The organism is Flavobacterium chungbukense, assembly GCF_020805785.1.
Taxonomy (GTDB): Bacteria; Bacteroidota; Bacteroidia; order Flavobacteriales; family Flavobacteriaceae; genus Flavobacterium; species Flavobacterium chungbukense.
Window position 1 is genome coordinate 859391 of the sequence record NZ_JAJGZV010000001.1, and the last position, 26017, is coordinate 885407.

Annotated in this window: 15 protein-coding genes; 12 read left to right on the top strand and 3 right to left on the bottom strand. The window is 32.8% G+C overall.

Annotated features, from left to right (window positions below; translation table 11 throughout):
- Positions 1-156: 156 nt before the first annotated feature.
- A complete protein-coding gene (locus LL966_RS03630) occupies positions 157-1029 on the bottom strand; it encodes a lysophospholipid acyltransferase family protein (protein ID WP_229350282.1) in 873 nt (290 codons plus the stop codon).
- 112 nt (positions 1030-1141) lie between these two features.
- Here LL966_RS03630 and LL966_RS03635 point away from each other — a divergent pair, with 112 nt between their 5' ends.
- From LL966_RS03635 to LL966_RS03650, 4 genes are all read left to right on the top strand, one after another.
- Positions 1142-1780, top strand: a complete 639-nt coding sequence (locus tag LL966_RS03635; protein WP_229350284.1) for a rhomboid family intramembrane serine protease — start codon at positions 1142-1144, stop codon at positions 1778-1780.
- Between the two features lie 51 nt (positions 1781-1831).
- Positions 1832-2521, top strand: a complete 690-nt coding sequence (locus LL966_RS03640) for an SIMPL domain-containing protein (protein ID WP_229350286.1) — start codon at positions 1832-1834, stop codon at positions 2519-2521.
- A gap of 102 nt (positions 2522-2623) precedes the next feature.
- A complete protein-coding gene (locus LL966_RS03645) occupies positions 2624-3196 on the top strand; it encodes a Crp/Fnr family transcriptional regulator (protein WP_229350288.1) in 573 nt (190 codons plus the stop codon).
- 72 nt (positions 3197-3268) lie between these two features.
- Positions 3269-3658, top strand: a complete 390-nt coding sequence (locus tag LL966_RS03650) for a RidA family protein (RefSeq protein WP_229350289.1) — start codon at positions 3269-3271, stop codon at positions 3656-3658.
- A gap of 56 nt (positions 3659-3714) precedes the next feature.
- Here LL966_RS03650 and LL966_RS03655 read toward each other — a convergent pair whose 3' ends face one another.
- On the bottom strand, positions 3715-5085 hold the full coding sequence (locus LL966_RS03655) for a sensor histidine kinase (RefSeq protein ID WP_229350291.1): 1371 nt from the start codon (positions 5083-5085) through the stop codon (positions 3715-3717).
- Between the two features lie 259 nt (positions 5086-5344).
- Here LL966_RS03655 and LL966_RS03660 point away from each other — a divergent pair, with 259 nt between their 5' ends.
- From LL966_RS03660 to LL966_RS03680, 5 genes are all read left to right on the top strand, one after another.
- Positions 5345-9043, top strand: coding sequence for a two-component regulator propeller domain-containing protein (locus LL966_RS03660; protein ID WP_229350293.1), 3699 nt, complete (start codon positions 5345-5347; stop codon positions 9041-9043).
- A gap of 176 nt (positions 9044-9219) precedes the next feature.
- Positions 9220-12189: a SusC/RagA family TonB-linked outer membrane protein gene (locus LL966_RS03665; protein WP_229350295.1), complete on the top strand. Its 2970-nt coding sequence runs from the start codon at positions 9220-9222 to the stop codon at positions 12187-12189.
- 18 nt (positions 12190-12207) lie between these two features.
- Positions 12208-13950, top strand: coding sequence for a RagB/SusD family nutrient uptake outer membrane protein (locus LL966_RS03670; protein WP_229350297.1), 1743 nt, complete (start codon positions 12208-12210; stop codon positions 13948-13950).
- Positions 13951-14214: 264 nt separating this feature from the next.
- Complete coding sequence (locus LL966_RS03675; RefSeq protein ID WP_229350299.1) at positions 14215-16008, top strand: alkaline phosphatase; 1794 nt, start codon at positions 14215-14217, stop codon at positions 16006-16008.
- Positions 16009-16443: 435 nt separating this feature from the next.
- Entirely contained in the window at positions 16444-18228 is a 1785-nt protein-coding gene (locus LL966_RS03680; RefSeq protein ID WP_229350301.1) for a mechanosensitive ion channel family protein, read from the top strand.
- Positions 18229-18295: 67 nt separating this feature from the next.
- On the opposite strand, the gene LL966_RS03685 is transcribed toward LL966_RS03680, so the two are convergent.
- Positions 18296-19696, bottom strand: coding sequence for an alkaline phosphatase (locus tag LL966_RS03685; protein ID WP_229350303.1), 1401 nt, complete (start codon positions 19694-19696; stop codon positions 18296-18298).
- A 282-nt stretch (positions 19697-19978) separates the two neighbouring features.
- Between LL966_RS03685 and LL966_RS03690 the strand changes: the two genes are divergently transcribed.
- From LL966_RS03690 to LL966_RS03700, 3 genes are all read left to right on the top strand, one after another.
- Positions 19979-22717: a substrate-binding domain-containing protein gene (locus tag LL966_RS03690; RefSeq protein ID WP_229350305.1), complete on the top strand. Its 2739-nt coding sequence runs from the start codon at positions 19979-19981 to the stop codon at positions 22715-22717.
- 229 nt (positions 22718-22946) lie between these two features.
- Complete coding sequence (locus tag LL966_RS03695) at positions 22947-24305, top strand: sugar porter family MFS transporter (RefSeq protein ID WP_229350307.1); 1359 nt, start codon at positions 22947-22949, stop codon at positions 24303-24305.
- A complete protein-coding gene (locus tag LL966_RS03700) occupies positions 24268-25881 on the top strand; it encodes a glycoside hydrolase family 32 protein (protein ID WP_229350309.1) in 1614 nt (537 codons plus the stop codon). Before LL966_RS03695 ends, LL966_RS03700 begins: the two co-directional genes overlap by 38 nt.
- The last annotated feature ends 136 nt before the right edge of the window (positions 25882-26017 follow it).

Sequence of the window (26017 nt, forward strand, 5' to 3'; positions counted from 1 at the left end):
AATTGTTTCCTTTTTTTATCCATTCAAAAAAATCATTACAAAAACACATCAAATCTAGTTTATATGGCGCAAATGGATTAATTATACCGCATTCAAAATAAAAATCCGAAAAACACAAGTCAGTTTTTCGGATTTTATATATTGTATTTGTGATTGTTAGTTAACGCGGTGTTTCCATCTTTTATGTGTCCATAAATAAAATTCCGGAACCTCAAGAATTTGTTTTTCTACTTCTTTTAAATACTTTTCGGTAATTTCAAAATCTGCATATTCTTTTGGATCATCAGCAAGTGAAAGAAATGTAGCTTCATAAAATCCTCTCTTTACTTTTTTTACTTTTACCATGATAACGGCTAAATCGTATTTTTTTGCCAGCATTTCGGCTCCTGTATGTACAGGAACTTCAACGCCCATAAATTTCATAGAATGGAAAATCCTATCCAATTTCGGTGATTGATCGCTTGCTAAACCATACATCGCCAAAACATCATTACGCTGATTTTGAGCCATTGTCGGTATTGCTTTTCTGGTTTCTATCATCTCGGTATTGTATTTAGAGCGAATTTTTCGAACCAATTTATCAAAATACGGATTGGCTAGTTTTTTATAAACTGCAATTCCTTTAAAACCAATTTTTGGGTTAATAGTCAAGAGCCATTCATAACTAGCGTAATGTGACGCTACAAGAATTACACTTTTTCCTTTTTTGGCATAATCCAATACAAGATCAAGATTGGTTATCTGGAATCGTCGGTCCATTTCTTCATGCGAAATGCTCATCGTTTTTACCATTTCTAAAAACATATCACACATATGTTTGTAGAATTTCTTTTCTATGTTTTTTCTTTCAGCATCGCTTAAATGAGGCAAAGCAAGTGCTAAGTTTTCGCGAACTACTTTTTTACGGTACCCGATCACTCTGTAAATTAAAAAATAAACAAAATCTGAGAATAAGTAAAAAATAGGAAAAGGTAATATGGAGATAAGCCAAAGTAAAGGATAGGCTAAAATATAAACGAGAAATTGCATGCAGCTTTTTTTTACAAAGATAAATTAAAAATGATTAACCTTCGATATTTTGGTTTGTTGCTAACTTATCTTTAAGAATGATTATATTTACCATTCACAATAAATATTATTTATGAATGTTTTTTTAGTAGGGATTATAGTTGCCAACGCTGTTATTAGTTACAAAGGTTTTAATGATCTTTCTTTTTTTAGAAAGTACGAATTTCACGTAGGAAGCATTCGTTCGGGAGAGCAGATTAGAATGTTGTCTTCTGGTTTTTTGCATGTAGACATGATGCATTTAATATTTAATATGCTGACACTTTATTTCTTTGCTCCAGTTGTTTTATCCTGGCTCGGAACATTTTCTTTCCTTTTGATTTATTTTGGAAGTTTAATTTTTGGAAATCTTCTAACAATGATGTTTCATAAAAACGATTACAGCTATCGTGCCGTTGGTGCATCTGGCGCTGTGACAGGAGTTTTGTATTCTGCGATATTATTACAGCCCAATATGATGCTTGGTGTATTTTTTGTCATTCCGATGCCGGCTTATATTTTTGGTATTGTGTATTTATTATACTCTATTTATGGAATGCGTGCCAAAAATGATAATATTGGTCATACAGCTCATTTTGGCGGCGCTATAGGCGGTTATTTGATTACTTTAATAAAACAGCCTTCACTAATTACAGATAATACTTTAATGGTTATTTTGCTGGCTATTCCGATTATGATACTTTTTGGAATGGCAAAATTGGGAAAATTATAATGCTGGCATAACTTTTGAAAAGCTTTTATTAAATATTAAAATTTAACAAAAATGAAGAAACTAGTATTATTTTTAACAATAATGTTTATGACTATGTCTTACGGCCAGGAAATCAAACAAATACCTCTAATTAATGTAAATGGAGAAGGAAAAGTAAAAGTAGCACCTGATCAAGTTTGTATTTCAGCTACGGTTGAAACAAAAGGGAATAATGCTAAAGATGTTAAAAAACAAAACGACGAAAAAATGGATGCTGTTTTAAAATTCATAAAAAAAATGAATGTGCCAACAGCAGATTTCAAAACAAAACAAGTTGCTTTAAATCCGCAGTACGATTATGAGAAAAAGAAAACTTCTTACAATGCTACTCAAACGGTAGAAATCGTAGTTAAAGACTTGTCTAAGTATGATGAATTGATGGAGGGTTTAGTTCAGCAAGGAATCAATCGAATTGATAGAGTTTCTTTTGAGTCGTCTAAATTGGCACAATATCAATCTGAAGCTAGAAAATTAGCTATGAAAGATGCAAAAGTAAAAGCGGAAGAGTATGTGTCTGTTTTAGGACAAAAAGTTGGTAAGGCTTTTACAATTTCTGATAATTCTCAGGTATATCATCCACAGCCGATGTATGCCGCTATGAGAATGAAAGAAGCTGATGCAATGGGTTCTTCTAATGAAACTTTAGCAATTGGAGAAATTGAAATTACAGCAAATGTTAGCGTAAGTTTTGTTTTAGACTAAGCGACATACATTCCAATATTAAAAATCCAAATTCCAATTTAAACTGGAGTTTGGATTTTTTTATTTTAAAAGCAATATTTTAAATTTACTTGAAAAACTACTATGAATCTTTCCGAGCAATTTTTAATAAAACATATTGAGAAAATAGTTTCATTGACAGAAGATGAAGCTGCTGCTATTGTATCTCATTTTGAATTAAAAAGTTTTAAAAAAGGGCAATTTATCATTGAAGCTGGAAATGATGTTAAAGATGTGTATTTTGTGCTTTCAGGATTGGTTAAACTCATTTATGAAGATCAAGATGCTAGAAAACATATTGTTTCTTTCGCAATGGAAGATTGGTGGGAAACTGATTTTCAAGCTTTTTACACTCAAACTAAAGCATTGTTGACTTTAGAATGTATTGAGGATACAGTTGTTTACAGTCTTTCTTTAGAAAATTTTGAAAAATTATGTTTTGAATGGAGAAAAATGGAGCGTTTTTTTCTTCGAAAATCTATTGCAGGACATATCGGATCGCAGACTCGAATATTGTCATTTTTGACTTCCAATGCACGTGAGCGATACGAGCAGTTACTTCTTAAAAATTCTTCCTTGCTGCAAAGGGTTCCTAAAAGTTCTTTAGCGTCTTATTTAGGAGTTTCGCGCGAAACATTGAGCCGTCTTTTCAAATAGTGATATTTGTCACGCCATCAAAATTACAAGTCTTATCATTTTTGCATTAACTTAATTTTAAAATATAAAAAGATGGAAAAACAAATAATCAATCCTTGGAAATGGCAAGACGCAAGAAACTATGTACAAGCAGTTGATGTTAGTAATGTTACAGGAACTTTATATATTTCTGGACAAACTGCTATTGATGATGAAGGTATTTCGAGTACCGCCGATATGAGAACTCAATTATTGAAAACATTTGAAAATCTTGAAAAAGTAATTCAGGATTCTAATTATGAGTTAAAAAATATTGTGCGATTAAATGTATATACAACAGATTCGGCTTCATTATTTGAAAACTTTGATGTCTTTCAAAATTGGATTCAAAAGAATGAAATTAAACAGTCAAGTACGGTTTTGGAAGTAAAAAGTCTTTTTGAAACTTTAACAGTAGAACTGGAAGCAACGGTGGTAAAATAAAGCTCAAAATTTAAATTCCATTTTCCAAATTTAAATTGGGATTTGGAATTTGTTTTTTAAATATTTTGTAAAGGCAAAGTAAACTTAAAAGAACTTCCTTCTCCTGCTTCGCTTTCTACCCAGATTTTACCATTATGTATTTTTATGAATTCACTGCAAAGCAATAATCCTAATCCGCTTCCTGTTTCGTTTTCAGTTCCTTTTTGTGTCACTTTTTCATTAATTCTAAATAAATTTTCTTTTATAGAATCTGGAACTCCAATTCCGTTATCTGTAATAGAAATTTTGGCTAGCTGTTCATTTTGAGAAAGTTTGATTTTAATTTCGCCATATTTTTCTGTGAATTTAATGGCATTGCTAAGCAAATTGCGTAAAATAGTTCCAATCATATTTTTATCGACTTCGGCTTCAATTACATCGGTCGATTCAAAGACAAGCTTTATGTTTTTATGTAAGGCTGCATTTTTGCTTAATTGTAGATTTTCTTTAATCAATGTGTTTAATACCACTTTTTTTGGAGAAAAAGTAATCATTCCTGTTTGTACTCGCGACCATTCTAGCAGGTTTTCTAACAACTTGTAAATGTTTTTATTAGACTCATGCTGCATTTCTGAGATTTCTCTAATTTCTTCGCGAGAGTAATCCTCTATATTTTCAAGAAAAAGTTCCGAGAGCGAAACGGATGATCCTAACGGTCCTCTTAAATCATGTGCTATTATTGAAAAAAACTGATTCTTATCATCCAGAAGTTTCTGAATTTTATCATCTTGTTTTTCTTTGACCAACAGCAAAAAACCAACGATCCCAATAAGAGAAAGCAGGAATAAGCAAATACTATACAAACTATCAAGAGTACCGTAAGAAATAATTTGATCTTGCGGATAGAGGTATCTGTAAATGGATCGTACAAAAATCAAAACTTCAAAACCTACGTAACAAAGCACGTAAAAGGTCTTAAAAAAGCTTTTTTTCTTCTCTGTAAAATAAAGAACGGTCGGCATTAAATAGATAGCAAAAACCCCAAAACCGGCAATTACAACACGTGTATTCATGGTTGCTTCTAGTAAAGTTATGAGATTGAAAACTAAAATAGTAACGACGGTAATGGCTATTTGTAATCTAAAATATTTCTTTGCCTTTGTTTTGATCAGTGCCAACATGGCAATTGTTTCAAAACAACAGGCAGCAAGAATCATAGAATTGGCAATGTTAATTGAAGTAAAATCGCTGATAATATTTCGTAAAAGTGCCAATATCCAAGCTACGGTCAATATTAGTTTTCCTAGACCGAAAAGTTTTAATATTTTTTTGTTATCGCTTGTAGCGTAAGAAAACGAATAACTAAAAATTAGAATACAAGTAAAAAAATTGCCCCAGAAATAAAGTAGAAAAATAGTTTTGGGGTCTACAGGAAAAAGTTGGAACATTATTGGTTTTTGCTTTTTTAATCTAATTCGCAAATATACGAAATAACACAAGAAATGCCAGTATTACAGGCATTAAGATAAGATTACGATGTACTTTCTTTTGTTTAATTAATTTTTAAATCTTTAAAACTGATTTGCTTTTTTGATTGAATTAGCTCTATAAGCTCTCGAGTTTACTTTTACCTCAGTTTTTAACTTAACATACATTTTATGTTTAAGTTAACTTGCGATTGTATACTTGCGAGTTAAATTACAAGCAATGACTAGGGCACTACTATTATTTTTTCTTTTTACACTGTATTCATTTGGACAACAAATAAAATTTGAAAACTTTACCACCAATCAAGGATTATCCAATAACTCTGTCGTAGATATCGAAAGTGATACTGATGGAGGCTTATGGATTGCAACCTGGGACGGACTGAATTATTTTGATGGTTATAATTTTAAGATTTTTAAAAACAGTTTCAATCGTCCTAAAACCATTTCTAGCAATTATATTACGAAGCTAAAAAAAGATACATCTGGAAAAATCTGGATTATGACAAAAGAAGGTCATATAAATTGCTATCTAGGTAATGACGAATTTGACGAATTTAAGTTCAAAACAACTCCAGAGAATCTTTATTTATCTCAGAAAGGAAACATTGTCGTTGAAGCCCAAAAAAAGTATTACGAGTACAAAAACAATTCTTTTGTAGAGACGAGTGTAAGGAATGTAAAAAAAACAGACTTTAGTAAATTAAAGAATATTTTATTAAAGGAATATTCTCTGCTTAAAATTAATGATATCCTAAAAGATAAATCTGGAAATATATGGTTCGCAACCCGCGAAAATGGATTGTATATTATTACGAATGAAAACAAAATCGAACATCTTACAGCCGATTTGTATGCGCCGTATTCTTTTAAAAATAATGAAATAGAAGCACTTCATCTTGATGACTTCGGCAATATTTGGCTAGGACAAAAAGATGGTGGTTTAAGTATGGCATTTACAGGTTCTGAAAAAATAAATGCCATAGTGCCGCATCCTTTAAAAGAACCAAATCTGCCAGATGAAACAATTAGAGCCATTACAAAAGATAATAACGGAAAAATCTGGTTAGGATATTATACAAGAGGACTTTACTGTTACAACAATAATAGTCATGTTTTTGAAAAGTTTAAAATTGGCAAAGCAAGTTCGCATCCTGATTGGGAACGCGTGAGAAGTTTATTTGCATCGAGTGACGGAAATGTATGGGCAGGAACTTACAACGGAATTCTTAGAATTTCTGGTAATAAATGCACTAGTTATGAAACGGCAGATAGCGACGGGGTTTCTATTAAAAGATGTTATTCTATAATTGAAGATCAAAATAAGCAATTATGGATGGGATGTTGGGGAGGTCTGGCTAAGTTTAATCTGGAAACAGGAAAATTTGAAAAATTTCAAGGTCAGGAATTGCTGAGTAAATTCCATATTAGAAATGTCAAAAAAAACAATCAAAACCTGATACTTTCTACTGAAAATAGTGGGGTAATTGTCTTCAATTTAAAAACAAATACTTTAAAAAAAATAAGTACTAAAGACGGAATTTTAGGCAATAGCATTTATTCTGTTTTTGTTGATAATGAATCGGATAATTATTGGATTGCATCTCTTGGCGGTGTCACGGTTTTTAATAAAAAAAATGGCGTTGTTAAGAATATCACAGAAGTAGAAGGATTGCCAAGTCATATGGTTTACGGATTGATTGATACGGGTAATAAAGTTTGGATTAGCACCACAAAAGGAATTGCTTCTATTGACAAGAAAAATTATACCGTCACTTCTTATAATCCAGATTATGGATGGCAAGCGCCAGAATTTTCAGAAGGTGCGTACTATCAAGATTTGAAAGGAAATTTGTTTTTTGGAGGTGTTGAAGGTGTTAATTATTTTAATCCAGAAACCATTCATAGCATACATTCTAAAGCAAAAATAAAATTGAAAATTGATGGTATTGAAAGTTCTCAAGCATCGATTGAAAGAAGCTTCAGCAAGAACTCATTAGAAATTGAAGTAATTCCGATTCTTTTTCCTAGAAATAAAAAAGCCTCTATTTATTATAAATTAGAAGGAAGAGAGGACAAGTGGGTTCTTTTGCCTGCCAATAATAAAATAGAATATTCTAACCTGTCTTCAGGCGATTACAGTTTTATGATTAAACAAGGTAAAGACGGAAAACCTGAACCGACATTTTTTGATCTTCATATTGGAAAAGCATTTTACGAATCGATATTGTTTTATATACTATTATCGGGTTTTATTCTTCTGGTTTGTATTGCAGTGGTTTACGTTAAAAATAAAGCCGCCCTTGCACAGCAAAAATATCTTGAAGAGTTGGTTGCCGTGCGAACTGCCGTTATCGAAAATCAGAAAAAGGAAATGGAAGCGGTAAATGAAGAATTGGATGAAAAGAATAAAAAAATTCTAGAGCAAAAAGAAAAATTACTGATTCTTCACAGCAATTTGAAAAAGGAAAATTTTGAAATCGAAAAATTTAAAACTTTCATGCTTGCTGAGTTTCAAGAACCCATTTCTAGAATAATCAAAATTTCTAGTTCATTTAAAAAAGACTCAGAAACGCATCGCGATTTAATTGTGCAATCTGGTAAATTGGTAAAACTTATATCAGAATGGAATTACTTAGAACATGTTAAAGATCTTGGACCTGTAAAAAAATCAGTAACAAGCCTGTTGCCTGTTTTTAGAAATAATGTCGAAAAATTGAAGAAAGAACTACAGGCGAATGAGGTGAATTTTAATTGTGAAATTGATAATTCAGACTGTTTTGTATCAGTAGATGTATTGCGTTTAAAATTGGCAATGCAGTATTTTTTCAATGATTTAAGCAAATATTCCGACAGAGACAGTACTATAAATATCGCAATTACTTACCAAGATAATTGTATTGAAATTAAAGCCGTTTCAGATAGTATAATTTTAAAAGATAATTGGTATAACATTTCGCATTACAGTCCATATTTTAAAGCGATGCAAGTTTTGTTGCGGGATTTGGAAGGAGAATTGCTTCCGTTTTCAGAAGAAGATTTTCAGATAGCTTTGCGTATTCCGATAGAAGTTGTTAATCCAGATATTCATTTTAAGGAAACTATATCTTGGAAAAATTTCAATTATCTGGATGAGTTTGCTGCAGATAAAAAAAGTCTTTTGGTTTTTGGAGATTCCTATAATAATCCGGCTGCAAGCCAAGTTTTAGAAAGTGAAAATTTCAATTTGATTTTCGAAAGTTCTATTTCTAATTTAAATGCTGTGATGAAACAAATCGATATTTCGGCCTTGATTTTATATCAGACAGAGTTTTCCAAAAAACTAATTGACTTTTTAAAAGTAAACAAAGAAAATTCGAATATCAGAATACCGATGATTTATATCTCGGAGGATATTAATTACGAATTGAATGAACAATTATTAGAAATTGGTATTCAAACCCATATACAGCTTCCTGCGAGTGCATCATTCGTTAGAAAAAAAATAGACAGTTTAATAAATCAAAATATTGAACCGCTGAGAGAACATAAAATTCAGGAGAAAATATTTGAGATTCTAACGGAAAACAGCGAACACGTCACGGCAAATGAAAGGCTTTTAAGAAGAGCTTTAGAAATTATAAAAGAACAACTTCAAAATCCTTCTTTTAATGTCGAAATGCTGGTAGAAGAGTTAGGCATTTCGCGAGTAAAATGTTATCGCATTTTTAAAGAAACTTTAAACCAATCTCCTTCAGACATACTCATGTCTCTTCGCTTACAAAAGGCAGAAGTTTTATTAAAAACAAAACGATTAAACATATCAGAGATTAGTTTTGAGTGCGGGTACAATGATCCAAAATACTTTGGGCGCTCGTTTAAAAAGTACTTTGGGAAAACTCCTAAGGAATTCAAAGAATTTAAAGAGTATACAGTTTAAGGTTTCTGTTAGCCCTGTATTTGTATAAAGTTAGGACAATGTTAATGTGCAATATTCCTCTTTTTTAGAATGAATTCTGTTCCAAATTGAATTAAAAGTCCTCTTTTGAAAAACAAAAATCCTCCCTTTGGAGGAGCCGTTAAGATACTTTTGGCAAAACAAAAAAAGTAATTTAAATGAAAAAAATTTATGCATTATTAATTCTTGCTTTAGGATGTATGTCGTATTCCTATTCGCAGGCATCAGTATCAGGAGCTGTGCTTTCTGACGCAGAAAAAATACCCGTACCAGGGGTCTCTGTATATGTAAAAGGAGAACCTAAAGGAGCTGTAACTACAGATTTTGATGGGAATTTTAAAATTAAAGCACAAATCAATCAAGGTGTTTTAGTTTTTTCTTACGTAGGATTTCAAACTAAAGAAGTTCCTTTTTCTGGAAATCAGAAATTAAACGTTTCGCTAGTTGAAGAAGTTAGTACCTTGAACGAAGTTGTAGTAGTAGGTTACGGTTCTCAAAAAAGATCAGATGTAACTGGAGCTATTTCTTCTGTGAAAAGTGAAAATTTTAATAAAGGAGTAGTAGCCAATGCAGGACAATTGATTCAAGGGAAAGTTGCCGGAGTTAATGTCGTAGCTGCAAGTGGTGAGCCGGGTGCTAATCAAGACATCATCATTCGTGGGGTTGGAAGTTTGCGTTCTGGAACAACACCACTTTATGTAGTAGATGGTTTTGCTTTGGATAATAGTGGTAATGGTGTTGCCTCAAATCCTCTAAACTTTATCAATCCGCAGGATATTGAAAGTATTGATGTGCTTAAAGATGCATCTGCTTCTGCAATTTATGGTTCTAGAGCCGCAAATGGAGTAGTAGTAATTACAACTAAAAAAGGATCAAAAGGAAGAACTCAGATTAATCTTTCTATGACGACAGGTTTTTCTTCATTGGCAAATAAAGTAGATGTTTTTAGCGCAAACGAATTTAGAAAACAAGTTGCTGCTGTAAACGGAACTCTTCAAGATGGAGGTGCAAATACAGATTGGCAAGATGAATTGACTAGAACTGGGGTTTCTCAAAACGTTAATTTATCGATGAGTGGTGGAACTGAGAAATCTACTTATTCGGCTTCTGTTGGTATGGATAATCAAGAAGGTGTTTTAAGAAATAGTGATTTAAAACGTTATTCTGGACGTGTAAATTTAAGCCAAAAAGCATTAGATGATAAGTTTAATGTTACCTTCAGTATGACGGGAACGAAACTTGAAAATTCTAGACCAGATGCTAGAAGTATTGTCGGAAATATGCTGACAATGAATCCAACTGATGCTGTTTATGTGAACGGTCAACCTAATACTAATTTAAGTAATGATGTTTTAAATCCATTGATTAGTGAAAGAATCTATTCTGATTTTACAAACAACAATCGTATTTTGGCTAACATCGCTCCATCTTACGAATTCATTAAAGGATTAACTTATAAATTTAATCTTGGAGTTGATTATTCTATGTCTGAGAGAGATATTCAGGTTTTGCCTTATTCGTCGGCTACTAATACAACTTTAGGTTCTTTAAATAATATTGTTTCTACAAATAATAATATTTTATACGAAAACACTTTAACGTATAATTTCAATGTAAAAGAACATAGTTTTACAGTTTTAGCGGGTCAATCGTACCAAAAAATTCAATTGAATCAAAAGAGCTACAATTTGTCTGGATTTCCTGATAATGGTGTAGAACCAAAAAATCAGATTGAAACAGCAAGTGAGCGTACAACACAATCTTCATCTGCTATCGAAAATGAATTGCAGTCTTTCTTTGGAAGATTAAACTATGGATATGATAATAAATATCTTATAACTGCAACAATGCGTGCTGACGGTTCTTCTAAATTTGGTAAAAACAATAGATACGGATATTTTCCATCTGTGGCTTTAGGATGGAATATTACAAAAGAAGATTTTTTACAAGATTCTGAAACGGTAAATAATCTTAAACTAAGAGCAAGTTGGGGACAAACAGGTTCTCAAGAGATTCCTTCAAAAATTACAAAAGCAAGTTATACAGAAAGTAATACAGGAAACGATACTTATCCGTTAGATCCTTCTGCTACAGATTTAAGCGGTTATCCTTATGGTTCGATTTACACTCGTTTGGCTAATCCGAATATTCAATGGGAAGTTTCGACACAGGCCAATATTGGTTTAGATTTTAGTTTATTCAATAATAGATTATCAGGTACTGTTGATTATTTTAATAAGGTTTCGGATAATATTTTATTAGAAGTTGCTCCAACAGATCCTATTCAACCAACATCAAAATATTGGACAAACATTCCGAATATGGAGATTAAAAATAATGGTATCGAGGTTGCTTTAGATTACAGCAGCGACAAAAGCAAAGATTTCTCATACAGTATTGGAGGAAACGTTTCTTTCACAAACAATAAAGTAGAAAATTCACCTTATAAAATTTTAACTACTGGTGGAGCACAAGGTGGTGGTCAATCTGGAGCAACAATTAACGGTGTACTAAACGGACAGCCAATTGGTTCTTTCTACATGCTTAACTTTACAGGAATCGGTGCTAATGGTTTAAACCAATTTGCGGATACAAATGGAGACGGACAAATTTTAGATGATGACCGTATCGTTGCCGGAAGCGCTTTACCAGATTATATCTATGCTTTTTACTTGAATTTAAGATATAAGAATTTTGATTTTGGAGCTAATTTTAATGGTGCTGGCGGAAACAAAATCTACAATCACGTGGCAATGTCTTCATTCAACAGAGGAAGTTTAGCGAATTCTTTCAATACAACTGACAGAGCTTCTCAATATTTAAACGAAGCTTCAACAAACTCTAACACCGTTTCTACAAGATATTTAGAAGATGGAAGTTTCTTAAGATTAAACAATGCTACTCTAGGATATAATTTAGATCCAAAATTAATCGGACTTACAGATGTTATGGACAATATCCGTCTTTCAATAACAGGACAAAACTTATTTGTAATCACAAAATATAGTGGTTATGATCCTGAGATAAACACTGGAACTTCAGTTGGAGATATTCAGTCTTTTGGAATTGACTACTTCAGTTACCCAAGAAGCAGAACAATTGTATTTGGCTTAAACGTAGCATTTTAAAAAAAAAAAAAACATAACATGAAAAATAAAATAATAATAGCCGCTCTTGGATTAGGTTTGTTCTTGAACTGGAGCTGTACAGACTTAGAAGAAAAAGTGCTGGACGAATCCTTAAACGGAGGCGGGCAAGCAGACGCAATCAGCGGAGCAATTGCTCCAGCGTATGGACAATTAAAATCGACTTGGATACATACTAATAATTTTGGATTACAATTAATTGCAAGTGACGAAGGTATTTTACCTTACCGTGGAGGAACAGATTGGTATGATGGAGGTAAATATTTAGCAGTACACGCACACACGACTACCCCAACGAATGATTTGGTTACAAGTACTTGGAACGAATTGACTAAAAATATCTCAAGAACATTATCTGCTATTGAGGTTTTAACGCCGCTTGCAGAAGCTGGAAACACAGAAGCACAAGGAGCGCTTTACGAAATGAAAGCCCTTAGAGCTTATTTGAACATGATGACATTAGACAGCTGGGGACTTGTATTCAAAAAAGAAGCATCGGCTGCAACTTCTGAAATCCTTAGAGGTCAAGATGCTGTTACTTATATCGAAAACGAACTTTTGTCTGTTGCTGATGTAATCAATAAAGATAAAGGACCAGGTAGAATGACACAAGCTGCCGTTTGGGGACTTTTAGCAAGATTAAATATGAATGCTGCTGTATACCGTGATCCTTACGGAACGCCTTCATTTACAACTGCAGATTTGGATAAAGTAATCAAATACACAGATAACATTATTAACTCTGGAAAATTCACTTTATCTCCTGAGTATTTTGATTTGTTTGATGATAATAACAATTCTAATAAAGAAGTAATTTTTGCTTTAGATCAGCGTGGAGTCTTAAAAGATGAAAACAATCGTTGGGCGTATTGGTCAATTCCTGGATCAATGTTTCCAAGACCTGAATCTATTAACGCAGATGGAACAGATGGTCCAGCAATTACTTCAGATTTTTATCAGACTTGGGTTGATGCTTACGGATCTGTAGATCCTGCTAATGCCGATTCAAGATTCTATAAAAACAATGCAAAAGTACCAGATAATTTGAAAGATCTTACTGGACTTTCACCATTGAATGATGAGAATCACTACTACTGTGTAAAAGCAGAAGAGTTTGAAATTGACAGAGGAATTATGAGAGGTATTCCATGGGCCGCAAGAAAAGATGCAAATGGAGCATTTTACAAATGTGATACAGGATATAGAATTTATCCAGTAAAACAAATCAAAGGAAATGGTCCTGATAAAAATGTTGGTTACGTTAACTTGACGCTTAAAGTTGATTTTACAAAAGAAGGAAGTATGCACTATTCTGGCTACAGAGTTTCTAAATACCAATTTAGCCACACTTCTCCTGACGGAAATTACTATAGTAGTGTAGATATGGTTTTGTTGCGATATGCTGAAATTTTCATGATGCGTGCCGAAGCTAAATTAAGAAAAGGAGATACTGCAGGAGCATTGGCAGATATGAATACAGTTAGAACTTCGAGAACAGCTCGTGCTCCAATTCCAGCGGCGCTTCCAGCAATCAATTTAAATATTTTGTATAGAGAATATGGTTTTGAGTTTTACTGGGAAGGTTTAAGAAGAAATACTCAAATTCGTTTTAGCCATTTCGAAGATAAATGGACTGAAAAATCAGATACTGATGTTAACAAAAGATTGTTCCCAATTCCTCAAGTTGCAATTGATGGAGCATCTAACACACCAGGATATTTAGTTCAGAATAAAGGATATTAGTAAGTTGTTTTATTGTGTTAGTTTGAAAACTGCTATTGCTTAAGCAGTTTTCTTATGCTTAGTTAAAAACAGGGAGGTTTTAGAGCTTGTAAAACCCCCTGTTTTTTAATTTTTTTTCTTCAAAAACTCAAGTTCGCTTAAAAAGTATTTCATTTCTAGTCTGATTGCCCATCAGAAAAAATGATTGTTTTTAAGTCATTCACCCTTTTTTGCCCCCAAACCTACTGCTTTTTAGTACCCAAATAGTCATTAATTTATTTCAAAATGAAAACATCAGTTTTGTTCATTAGTCTGTTCCTGTCCTTATTTGGCGCAGTTACACGCTTATTTTCTCAAGAACAGGTTAAAATACATTCTCATAACGATTACAATCAAACTATTCCTTTTTGGAATGCTTACGCAAATGGCGCGAATTCTATTGAAGCAGATATTTTTCTAAAAGATAATAATTTATACGTTTCTCATGATCCTCATAGCATTTCAGCTTCAAGAACTCTAGAAGATTTGTATTTAAAGCCTTTAGAAACGGCTTTAAAAATGAACTTCAAAAAAGAACACCAATTGTTTTTATTGATTGATATTAAAACCGAAGCAGTATCAACTCTTACTAAATTGGTTGCTGTTTTAAGTAAATACGAATCCATTACAAAAAACAAGGATATTAAAATTATTGTATCAGGAAATAGACCTGATCCAGAAACCTACGTAAAATATCCAGATTTTATCTCTTTTGATTTTCAAGAATTAGGTAAATCAATCTCAAAAGAAAATTGGTCTAAAGTAGCAATGGTTAGTGCAGATTTTAAAAAATATTCTGTTTGGAACGGATTAGGAAGATTAACTCATGAAGATTACAATAAAGTAAGCGCTGTTATTTCTAAAGCAAAAGAAACGAATAAACCGTTTCGTTTTTGGGGAGCTCCAGATACAAAAAGTGCGTGGAAAGCATTTTTAGAATTAGGAGTAGACATCATCAATACAGATTCTCCTTATAATTGCGTGCAATATATTCAAGCTTTGCCAAAAAGATTAATAACGGCGAGTAATTCTTCTAAAGTCTATAAACCTACTTATAAAACAGATCAGAAAGAGGTTCCTGTTAAAAATGTTATTCTTTTAATTGGAGATGGAAATGGTTTATCGCAAATATCTTCTGCAGTTTTGGCTAACAATGGAGCTTTATCTCTAACACAATTAAAAAGTATAGGTTTTATAAAAACACAATCTGCTGACGATTTTACAACCGATTCTGCAGCTGCAGGTACGGCTTTGGCAACAGGTCAGAAAACAAACAATAGAGCAATTGGAACCGATACTTTGCGACAACCAATTGCCAATATTATGGAAGTCTTGCAAAAAAGAAAGTACGCTACTGGCATTATTACAACAGATGAGGTGACAGGTGCAACTCCAGCCGCTTTTTATGCACACACTGAAGAAAGATCTAATACAGAAATAATTGCAAAGGATTTATTGAAAAGCAAATTGAATCTATTTGTTGGAGGTGGTGGTTCTACTTTTAAAAATTCTGCACAAAGTTCTAAATTTAAATTATTAAATTCAGTTAAAGAGCTAGAAACAGTAAGCAGCGATACAGCTGGTGTTTTTATTTCTGAAGGAAGAGTGCCGTCTGTTTTGGAAGGAAGAGGAGAAGTATTAGCAGATGCTACAAAATACAGTCTTGAATTTTTAAGTAAAAAGAAAAAGCCTTTTTTCTTAATGGTCGAAGGCGCACAGATTGATAGTTTTGGACATGTTAACAACGTTGGCGGAATAGTCGCTGAAACTATTGATTTTGATACCGCGATCACTCAAGCGCTTATGTTTGCAGATAAAAATGAAGGAACTTTAGTAATCGTTACCGCAGACCATGAAACTTCTGGATTTGCAATTCCGCAGGGAAATGTGAAAAAGCATAAAATAGAAGGCGATTTTATTACCAATGATCATACGGCAACCATGGTTCCTGTTTTTTCTTACGGACCACATTCGCAAGATTTTCAAGGTGTTTACGAGAATAATGAAGTCTTTACAAAAATACTTTCATTACTGAAGTAAATCAAATTTAAAAACAGCCCCCATCTGTTTATGAAGCCCGTTATTTACTTAGGTAATGACGGGCTTCTAATTTAAAATAATATCTATTTTCAAGAAGCCCCAACGGGGCGGAATATTTATAGAAATTCTATGATCAAGCACAAAAGAGCTCCAGCGGAGTGAAATATGGAGTTTAACAAAGTGTGTATTTCACTCCGCTGGAGCTTTATATTGAGCAAATATTATTCTACACTATAAATATTTAGCTTCTCCGAAGCTTTAAAAAGTAAATTAGATGAAAACTAAATTCTGTTGCTATTTTATTAATTTAATAGAATTCAAAAATGATCAGTTATGACAATTAAAAGAATAATAGCTCTTTTTGTTTTTGAAAGATTTTATTTCTCTATTAGATTTCTTATTTTTAGTAGTTTAATTACTAAAATAAACAAAACCATGATTTTAGGTATTAAACGTTTTTCATCTTTTTTATTGCTGTTGCTGATTTTAATAATGAATTCAAATACAGCAAAAGCCCAATTATTAGGTTCAGCAAAAACTCCAGCAGAAGAACCCGCCAAAACTCCAGAAGATTCTCTAGGAAGAAGAACGCCTCAAGGAACTGTCAACGGATTTATTAAGGCAATTGGAGATCAAAACTACCTTAGAGCTAGTCAGTATTTAGTATTAAGTAAACGTTCGTACCGTAAGAATGCCGAAAGAGTTCGAATCGTAAAAACCTTTCAGCAGTTATTAGATCAAGGTGGCAATTTATCGCCATCTTCTATCATTAGCAATAAAGAAACTGGACGAACAGATGATGATCTGGGAACGGGAGTTGATCATGTTGGAAATATTTCTACTAATAAAGCCGCTATTCAGCTTTATGTAGAAAATCAGTCTGATGATAGCCAGCCCGCTTTATGGCTTTTTTCTTCTGAAACAGTAGAATCAATTATGGATGCCGATATTAAAGGAGAAAAAACATTTCTAGATCGAGTACTGCCCAATGTTCTAATACAAAAAAAATTAGGGAATGTTCCAATAGGACATTGGCTGGTAGTGGTAATTATGACTGTGGCATCTTATTTACTATCAAGATTACTCATTTTTGTACTTGCTTTTCTGATCCAAAAAATATGGAAGAAAGCGGCAACCGAAAAAGGAGAAGCAGTAATAGAAGCATTTTCATTACCCGTTCAAATGTATCTGACGGTTCTTTTATTTGTAGCATTTACGCAGCGAATGGGTATTTCAATCGTAGTGCGCCAGCGTTTTAGCATTATCATCATTACTATTAGTATTGTCGCATTTTTAATTCTGCTTTGGCGAATGACCGATTTTGTTAGTATGTTTACGCGCAGCAGAATGAACAGACGCGGACGTATTTCGGCGGTTTCTGCAATATTGTTTTTGAGTCGTACAACAAAAGTCGCTATCGTTTTTATTGGAATTATTGCTATACTCGGAATTATTGGAGTAGATGTTACGGCTGGACTTGCAGCACTTGGAATCGGAGGTATCGCATTAGCATTGGGAGCACAAAAAACAATAGAAAATTTTGTTGGAAGTGTAAGTCTTATTGCAGACCAGCCATTGCGAGTGGGAGATTATTGCCGAGTTGATGATATAAAAGGAACTGTGGAATCTATCGGAATGCGTTCTACGATGCTTCGTACTTCGGCACGTACTATCGTAACCATCCCAAATGGACAATTGTCTGCGAGTAAAATAGAAAATTTTGCCCATCGTGATCGTTTTATCTTTAATCCAATTTTTAATTTTAGAATGGAAACCACTCCAGATCAGATGCGTTATCTTTTGGTAGAACTTAGATCGCTATTGTATGCACATCCTTCTATACTAAATTTAACTCCTATTGTCCGTTTTACAGGAATTACAAATGATGCTTTAAAAGTAGAAATTACGGCTTATATAGAAGCTTCAAGTTTTGAGGTTTCTCAAGAAGTTCAAGAAGATCTTCTTTTAAGGATGATGGATATCATAGAAAAAAGCGGAACCTCTTTAGCTTATCCATCTCAGACACTTTATGTGGCAAGAAATATTCCTCCGTCAAGCGAAAAAGCTGCTGAGGTTTCAGAAACAGTTAAAAAATGGAAAGAAAACAATGAATTACAGCTTCCTAAATTTGATCCGAAACGTGTAGAAGAACTAAAGAACAGTATCAAATATCCAGATGACGGAAGTTTTAATCCTGATGAAAATAATACAATAATTTAATCTGAAAATCTATAGAAGAAAAAGCGTTTAAAATTAATTTTTTAAACGCTTTTTTTTAAATGAAAATTTAAACTGCCATTGCAGCTTCAAGCATTAAATAATGCATATCTGTATTTTTTACAAACGGCTTTAAAAGTTCGCTTCCAGGACCAAAAGCGGCCAATTCCACATAATCTCCAGAATGATCCATGCTGATCCATCCAACATTATTGTGTTTTTTCTGTATTTCAGAATAGGCTTTAAAAGGTAGTTTTTTATAATTATACAAACCATCTTCCAATTTTTCTAAACCAGAATAAAAATCTAATAAATGCTGCGCTTCTTGATCGCTCAAACTTATTTTGTTGGTTTGATAAATCCAATCTTTAATCTGTTGCAGATTGAAATTACTGTGAATCGAGTTTAAAATATATTCATTTGTGTATTTGTAATCTGCAATGCTATTAAATTTTTGTGTCGCTTCTGAACCATATATAAGTCCCGGATTTGCATTTCCGTGATCTGTTGTAATAATAACTAGAGTTTCTTTGTCATTTTCTGCAAAATCAATCGCTGTTTTTACTGCTTCATCAAATGCCAGCTGATCGTGAATTAAAGCGGCAATATCATTAGCGTGCGCGGCCCAATCTACTTTTCCGCCTTCAATTAAAAGAACAAAACCATCTTTATGATCTTTCATCTGATTGATCGCGGCTTTGCTCATTTCGGCAAGAGTTGGAGTTTGCTGTAATTCTGCAATATTAGCTCTGTCAATAGAATAGGGTAAAGCTCCAGTAGAAAATATACCAAGAGTTTTAGTATCTTTTTTTAAGTTTTCAAGTCCCGATTTATCCTTTAGAATCTGATATCCTTTTTCGTGATAGATTTTATAAACATCTTTTTTATCTTTTCTTTTTGTGGGATTGAAAAATTCATCTCCACCACCCATCAAAACATCCAATCCTAATTGAGCATACATTTCTGCAATTTCACTTTCTGCATTTCTACTGTCCGAATTAACACAGAATCCCGCAGGAGTTGCATGTGTAATGGTAACAGTTGTAACACAGCCCGCTTTTTTTCCTGCATTTTTAAATTTCTGCCAAATCGGAAGATATTTTTCTCCATTAGGACCAACATTTAAAACACCGTTTCTAACACGATATCCGCCTCCAAAAGATGAACTTGCTGCGGCAGAATCTGTAACAGCAGAACTTGCCGATGCCGTATCCATAAGCGCTCTTGAAACTTTATTTTGAGCGTACAAATTCATCCAATTGCCATTTTTGTTCAATATATTTTGAGAGTATAAGTTGGCCATTTGCAATGTTCCGGTACTCATACCATCGCTGATAAGAAAGATTATATTTTTGGTTTTTTTTGCCTTCTTTGAAATGGATTCCAAATCATTTGAAAAAATGACTGTAGGGCTCATTACTGCCAGTCCGCTTAATAAAGTTGAGCCCTTAAGAAATCTACGTCTATTCATTTTTGCTAATATTTAAATTTCAGGCAATTTAACTTAAAAATTACAATTAACGAAACATTGTTGCGTTAATAAAACATCATTTTTCAGCAATAGAATGTTTTTTAATTTTAAATTTAATTTAAGTTCACTTCTCTGTGAATGAAATAAAAGTTTAATTTTACTTTTTATAATATCCTTCTTGTTTGTCAAACCCAATATAATCCCTTCCTAATTATATAGACAAACTGTTGGTTCAGAAGGCTATTTTCATAACTTATACTATTGACCAAACCTCATTACTCCATGTATCAATTTATAAAATATATTGTACTGTTTCTTGCAGTATCATTAAGTTTAATTTCTTGTAAACAAAATCAGGGAAACAAAATTAAAGTTGGTTTTTCGCAAGCCATGACCACTGACGACTGGCGAAAACAAATGAACAGCTCTATTAAAATTGAAGCTTCCTTAAGACCAGAAGTCGATTTGACAATTAAAGACGCTCATAATAATGTCAACAGGCAAATAGAAGACATAGAGCGTTTTATTTCTAACAAAGTTGATGTTATTATTGTATCTCCCATTCAATCAAAACCTTTAACGGCGGTTGTAGAAAAATCGATAAAAGCGGGAATTCCGGTTTTAGTCGTAGACCGAAAAATTGAAGGTGAAAATTATACCGCCTATCTAGGTGCAGATAATATAGAAATCGGCCGAATTGGTGCGCGTTATATTATTTCGCATAGTAAAGGTTCTGGAAAGATTGTAGAAATTACTGGTGCTGCGGGATCTTCTCCAGCTTACGAAAGAACGCTAGGTTTTAGTCAAATTATCAATGAAAATAAGCGTTTTACTATTGTTAAAACCATTCAAGGAGATTGGGAAAAAGAATCTGTAAAAGCACCCATGAAAGCAGTTCTACAGCAAAATCCTGATATAGAATATGTTTTTGCACACAATGATAGAATGGCTCTAAGTGCTTGGGAAACAGCAAAAACACTTGGTTTAGAAAACAAAATAAAGTTTATAGGTGTTGATGCTTTAAATAGTGTTAATGGCGGAATCGAATTGGTTAAAAGCGGTGTTCTCGATGGAACTATTTTGTATCCAACAGGAGGAAATGAAGCATTAAAATTAGCCTTAAAAATTTATAATAAAGAATCGGTTTCTAAAAATAACATTCTGAATACCATTGTAATAGATAAAAATAATGCTGAGATTATCGAAAATCAAATGGATAAAGTAGACCAGCAGCAATTGGTAATCGAATCGCAGCAAGGTGCTATAAAAGTGCAGGAAAAAGAATATGCTTCTCAGAATAATTTGGTTCGTTTGCTGAGTTTCTTTCTGGTCATTATTTTAAGCTTAACAGTTTACAGTATTTATTCTACCATTTCTATTTCTAGAAAGAAAAAACAATTAGAAAGAATCAATCAAACTGTGATTGATCAAAACAGTGAAATTCAGGAAATGGCAGCAATTGCATCCAAAAGCAATGAAGCAAAACTGAGTTTTTTTACAGGGCTTTCACATGAATTTAAAACTCCTATAACTTTGATTATGAGTTATGTGGAATCTTTGATTGAAAATGATAAAATAAAAGGAACTGCCTTGATTGATGAAGTTAAATTAATTCATAAAAACTCGAACCGTTTACTCAGATTAATTAATCAGTTGTTAGATTTTAGAAAAATTGAAGAACAGAAATTTACTTTAAGAGCTTCTAATATTAAAATCTACGATTTTACCAACGAAGTCATGGCTAATTTTAGAGGTGAAGCGATACGTAGAAATATCGATTTTCAATTAATCAGCAAGAATAAGAATCTTGAACTTTTTATGGATAACGGATTGATGGATAAAGTGTATTTCAATCTGCTGTCTAATGCTTTTAAATTTACGCCGGATAATGGTAAAATTACAATTTCAATAGTGGAATCTTCAGACAATTCGGTAAAAATTCATTTCAAAGATTCTGGAATCGGAATTCCTGAAGAGGAACAATCGAATGTTTTTAATCCGTTTTTTAGAGCTTCAAACAACAATAAAAACAGTTCAGGAATTGGTTTGCATTTATCCAAAGAATTTGTGCTTTTGCATAAAGGAAGTATCGAACTAAAATCAAAACAAGGAAGTGAATTTGTAATTACTTTATGGAAAGGCAAGGAACATTTACAGCCCTCAGAAATTGTTCAAAAAGTAGAAAATCAAAGCACTATTCCAAGCTTGATTACAGATAACTTAGATTTAGAAACGGAATTAAAAGATTTAAATTCAATTTCAGATTCAGAAAAACATTCGCTTTTAATTATAGAAGATAATATTGATTTAGTTGCATTTTTAAAAGCAAAATTATCTAACGAATACATTGTCAATATTTCTGATGGAAGTGATGCTGTAGAGAAAGCGCTAGAAATTATTCCAGATATTATTATCTGTGATATCAATCTGGTAGATAAAGACGGTTACGAAATTACTAAAGAGTTGAAAAAAGACCTTCGTTCTTCACATATTCCTATTATTATTCTAACAGCTCAAAGCAACAAAGAATCTGTTTTAAAAGGGTTGCAAAGCGGTGTAGATCAATATCTAACCAAACCGTTCAGCCTTTCGATTTTAAAGCAATCTATCTTAAGTTTACTTTTTAATCGTGAAAAACTACGCTATTATTACACCAACAATATTTATCGTATAGAACCAGAATCCAAATTTGGAAACCAAGAGCAGACTTTTATTACCAAAATGAATAATATCATTATGAGTAATGTTGAAAATCCAAAGTTTTCTGTTGAAGAATTGGCAGACAAATTAGGTGTTTCTAGAGTACAATTGTATAGAAAAGTAAAGGCAATTATCGGGATCAATATTAGTGACCATATTAATAATGTCAAATTAGAAAAGGCAGCAGAACTTTTGAAGTCAAATGATATGAATATTTCAGAGATTGCGTACTCACTCGGATTCTCAACTCCGAACTATTTTTCGACAGCTTTTAAGAATAAATTTGGAGTTTCACCAAAAGAATACAAAACATTGAATTAAGAAGACTACGAAATGGTTACATTTTAGGTATCAATTTTGAACTTTATGTAACAGAATCGAAACTACAAGGTTTTCGTAAATATTTTTTGATGTTCGTAAAGGCTTGTGAATAAGGGTTTTGAGATTAAAATGGTAATCCATCAATATTTATAGAAATAAATTGTAACATCATTAAAAATAAGTTGTTTTTTTTGCAGATATCTTAGCAACAAGTTTTAATACATGTACAATGAATAAGATATTGATTTGGTCTATTACTGCTGCACTGGCAGGTTTTCTTTTCGGTTTTGATACCGTAGTTATTTCTGGAGCTGATAAACAATTACAGCTTCTTTGGCATTCCTCAGATGCTTTTCATGGTTCAGTCGTTATGGCGATGGCATTATGGGGAACAGTTGTTGGTGCCATTTTTGGCGGAATTCCCACTAATAAGATAGGACGTAAAAAAACCTTATTCTGGATTGGTATTTTATATTTTGTTTCAGCAATAGGAGCCGCTTTTGCAAATGATCCTTTTGTGTTTGCCGCTTTCCGTTTTATTGGAGGCTTAGGAGTTGGAGCTTCCACAATTGCTGCGCCAGCTTATGTTTCAGAAATTGCTCCTGCAGATAAGCGCGGAAGGTTAGTGGCTTTGTATCAGTTTAATATTGTATTAGGAATTTTAATGGCGTTTATTTCTAACTTCTTTTTAAAAGATATTGGAGATAACGCTTGGAGATGGATGATTGGTGTTCAGGCAATTCCGTCTTTTATATATATACTTTTTATTCTTAGCATTCCAGAAAGTCCAAGATGGTTGTTGTCTAAAAACCGAGATGAAGAAGCCCGTAAAGTTTTATATAAAATTGATCCTTCTTCAAACATCGATGATCTTATGGATGACTCTCGTGAAAATGGCGTGGTAAAGCATGAAAATATCTTCATGAAAAAATACCGTTTTCCTTTAATCTTAGCCTTTTTAATTGCCTTTTTTAACCAATTTTCAGGAATTAATGCGTTCCTTTATTACGCACCAAGAATTTTTGAAGAAGCAGGTTTAGGACAAAATACAGCCTTATTAAGCAGTATCGGAATTGGAGTTACAAATCTTATTTTCACCTTAATCGGAGTAACATTAATTGACAAATTAGGAAGAAAGTTGTTAATGTACATTGGTTCTGTTGGATATATTATTTCGCTAGGTTTGGTATCGGCTGCTTTTTATTACAATTGGGGAGGATTAGCGGTTCCTATTTTCCTTTTCTTGTTTATTGCTTCTCATGCCATTGGCCAAGGAGCTGTAATTTGGGTTTTCATTTCAGAAATTTTCCCAAATCACATTCGTGCATCAGGACAAGCATTTGGAAGTTCTGTACATTGGGTTTTAGCAGCGATAATTCCGTCATTAATTCCAATGTTATTTTCAGAAATTGGTCCAGAAGTGGTATTCTTGATTTTTACTTTGATGATGGTATTGCAATTATTATTCGTAATTTTTCTAATGCCAGAAACCAAAGGAATTGCTCTGGAAGTATTGAGTGAAACATTAACTAAAAAAAATATCAAAAAAAATGAAATCAACGAAACAGCTGCCGCTCGCTCTTTATAGTGCTTTAGTATTATCAATTGCTGGCTGCAAACCATTTTCAGCATCGGCGCAGACTAAGGTTTTGCCATCGAATGCAATTGAAGAAAAAATGTACCGTCCTAATTTTCATTTTACACCAAAAAAAGGCTGGATGAATGATCCAAACGGAATGTTTTATGCCAACGGATATTATCATTTGTTTTATCAATATTATCCAGATAAAAGCGTGTGGGGACCAATGCATTGGGGACATGCAACGAGTAGAGATTTGGTGAAATGGGAAGAACAGCCAATTGCTATTTATCCGGATAAAGACAAATATATTTTTTCTGGAAGTGCTGTTGTCGATGTAAATAATACTTCGGGTTTAAAAATTGGTAACAATGCACCAATTATCGCGATTTATACTTTGCACGATATGACAAAAGAAAAAGAGGGCAAAATAGATGTGGAGCAGCAAGATATTGCTTATTCTAACGATAACGGTTTTACATGGCAGAAATTTGAGGAAGGAAATCCTGTCGTGAAAAACCCTGGTATTCGTGATTTTCGTGATCCAAAAGTAACTTGGGATGAAACACACAAACAGTGGATTATGGTTTTGGCAGCGCAGGACCGAGCGCAGTTTTACAAATCATCGAATCTAAAAAACTGGGAATTTTTATCTGAATTTGGAAAAGAGATAGGAGCACACGGCGGTGTTTGGGAATGTCCGGATTTCTTTCCAATCAAAGTGGAAGGAACTAAAGAAACGAAATGGGTTTTAATTCAAAACTTAAATCCTGGTGGACCAAACGGAGGTTCGGGAGTACAATATTTCGTAGGTGATTTTGATGGAAAAATGTTTAAACTTGATCCGAATTTCGCTAAAAGAGTGAATGAAGAAAAAGCAGTTTGGGCAGATTATGGAAAAGACAATTATGCTGGAGTAACCTGGAATAATGTTCCAAGTACAGACGGTCGACGATTGTTTATCGGATGGATGTCTAATTGGGAATATGCGCAACAAGTTCCAACAACAGCTTGGCGAAGCAGCACCACAGTTGCACGAGAACTAAAGTTGGTAAAAAAGGGAAATTATTACAATTTAATAAGTAACCCAGTTAGAGAACTAGATTATTATATTACGGAAACTATCAGAACAAAAGCTTTAAAAGGAAAAGAGAATTATACTTTATTCGAAGATGGAAAAGCAGATTTATCGCAAGCCATTGTAAATTTAGAGTTGAAAAATTTAAAACCTGAAAATTACACTTTTGAGCTTTCCAATTCTGATGGAGAATCTTTAAAATTCGGTTTAAACAATAAAAACAATTATCTATTTGTTGATCGTTCAAAAGCTGGAAAAAATGATTTCTCGGATAAATTTGCGGCTACAATCAGTAAAGCTTTTTTAAATGGAAATCAAAAAGGAGCCACTTTCAAAATTATTTTGGATAAAACCTCAATTGAGATATTTTACAATAACGGCGAAAAAGTAATGACGGAAATCTTTTTCTTAGAAAAACCATTTACATCACTTTCAGTTTCTTCTAAAGAAAAAATCGAAATAAATAATGTAGTAATTCAAAAATTAGATGTTTTGAAAAGGAATTAAAACAAACATCTAAATTAAATTAATTGGGTGAATTTTAAACACATAGAAACATAGTTTTTAAATCTTAAAAAAGACGTTTCACTTGCATTAAGAAATCCCGAAACTTCGGGACCATGTGTTAGAAACTAGTTTCTTT

Coding starts and splice junctions, on each gene's coding strand:
- LL966_RS03630 (WP_229350282.1), bottom strand. CDS start 1,029: ATGCAATTTCTCGTTTATATTTTAGCCTATCCTTTACTTTGGCTTATC.
- LL966_RS03635 (WP_229350284.1), top strand. CDS start 1,142: ATGAATGTTTTTTTAGTAGGGATTATAGTTGCCAACGCTGTTATTAGT.
- LL966_RS03640 (WP_229350286.1), top strand. CDS start 1,832: ATGAAGAAACTAGTATTATTTTTAACAATAATGTTTATGACTATGTCT.
- LL966_RS03645 (WP_229350288.1), top strand. CDS start 2,624: ATGAATCTTTCCGAGCAATTTTTAATAAAACATATTGAGAAAATAGTT.
- LL966_RS03650 (WP_229350289.1), top strand. CDS start 3,269: ATGGAAAAACAAATAATCAATCCTTGGAAATGGCAAGACGCAAGAAAC.
- LL966_RS03655 (WP_229350291.1), bottom strand. CDS start 5,085: ATGTTCCAACTTTTTCCTGTAGACCCCAAAACTATTTTTCTACTTTAT.
- LL966_RS03660 (WP_229350293.1), top strand. CDS start 5,345: ATGACTAGGGCACTACTATTATTTTTTCTTTTTACACTGTATTCATTT.
- LL966_RS03665 (WP_229350295.1), top strand. CDS start 9,220: ATGAAAAAAATTTATGCATTATTAATTCTTGCTTTAGGATGTATGTCG.
- LL966_RS03670 (WP_229350297.1), top strand. CDS start 12,208: ATGAAAAATAAAATAATAATAGCCGCTCTTGGATTAGGTTTGTTCTTG.
- LL966_RS03675 (WP_229350299.1), top strand. CDS start 14,215: ATGAAAACATCAGTTTTGTTCATTAGTCTGTTCCTGTCCTTATTTGGC.
- LL966_RS03680 (WP_229350301.1), top strand. CDS start 16,444: ATGATTTTAGGTATTAAACGTTTTTCATCTTTTTTATTGCTGTTGCTG.
- LL966_RS03685 (WP_229350303.1), bottom strand. CDS start 19,696: ATGAATAGACGTAGATTTCTTAAGGGCTCAACTTTATTAAGCGGACTG.
- LL966_RS03690 (WP_229350305.1), top strand. CDS start 19,979: ATGTATCAATTTATAAAATATATTGTACTGTTTCTTGCAGTATCATTA.
- LL966_RS03695 (WP_229350307.1), top strand. CDS start 22,947: ATGAATAAGATATTGATTTGGTCTATTACTGCTGCACTGGCAGGTTTT.
- LL966_RS03700 (WP_229350309.1), top strand. CDS start 24,268: ATGAAATCAACGAAACAGCTGCCGCTCGCTCTTTATAGTGCTTTAGTA.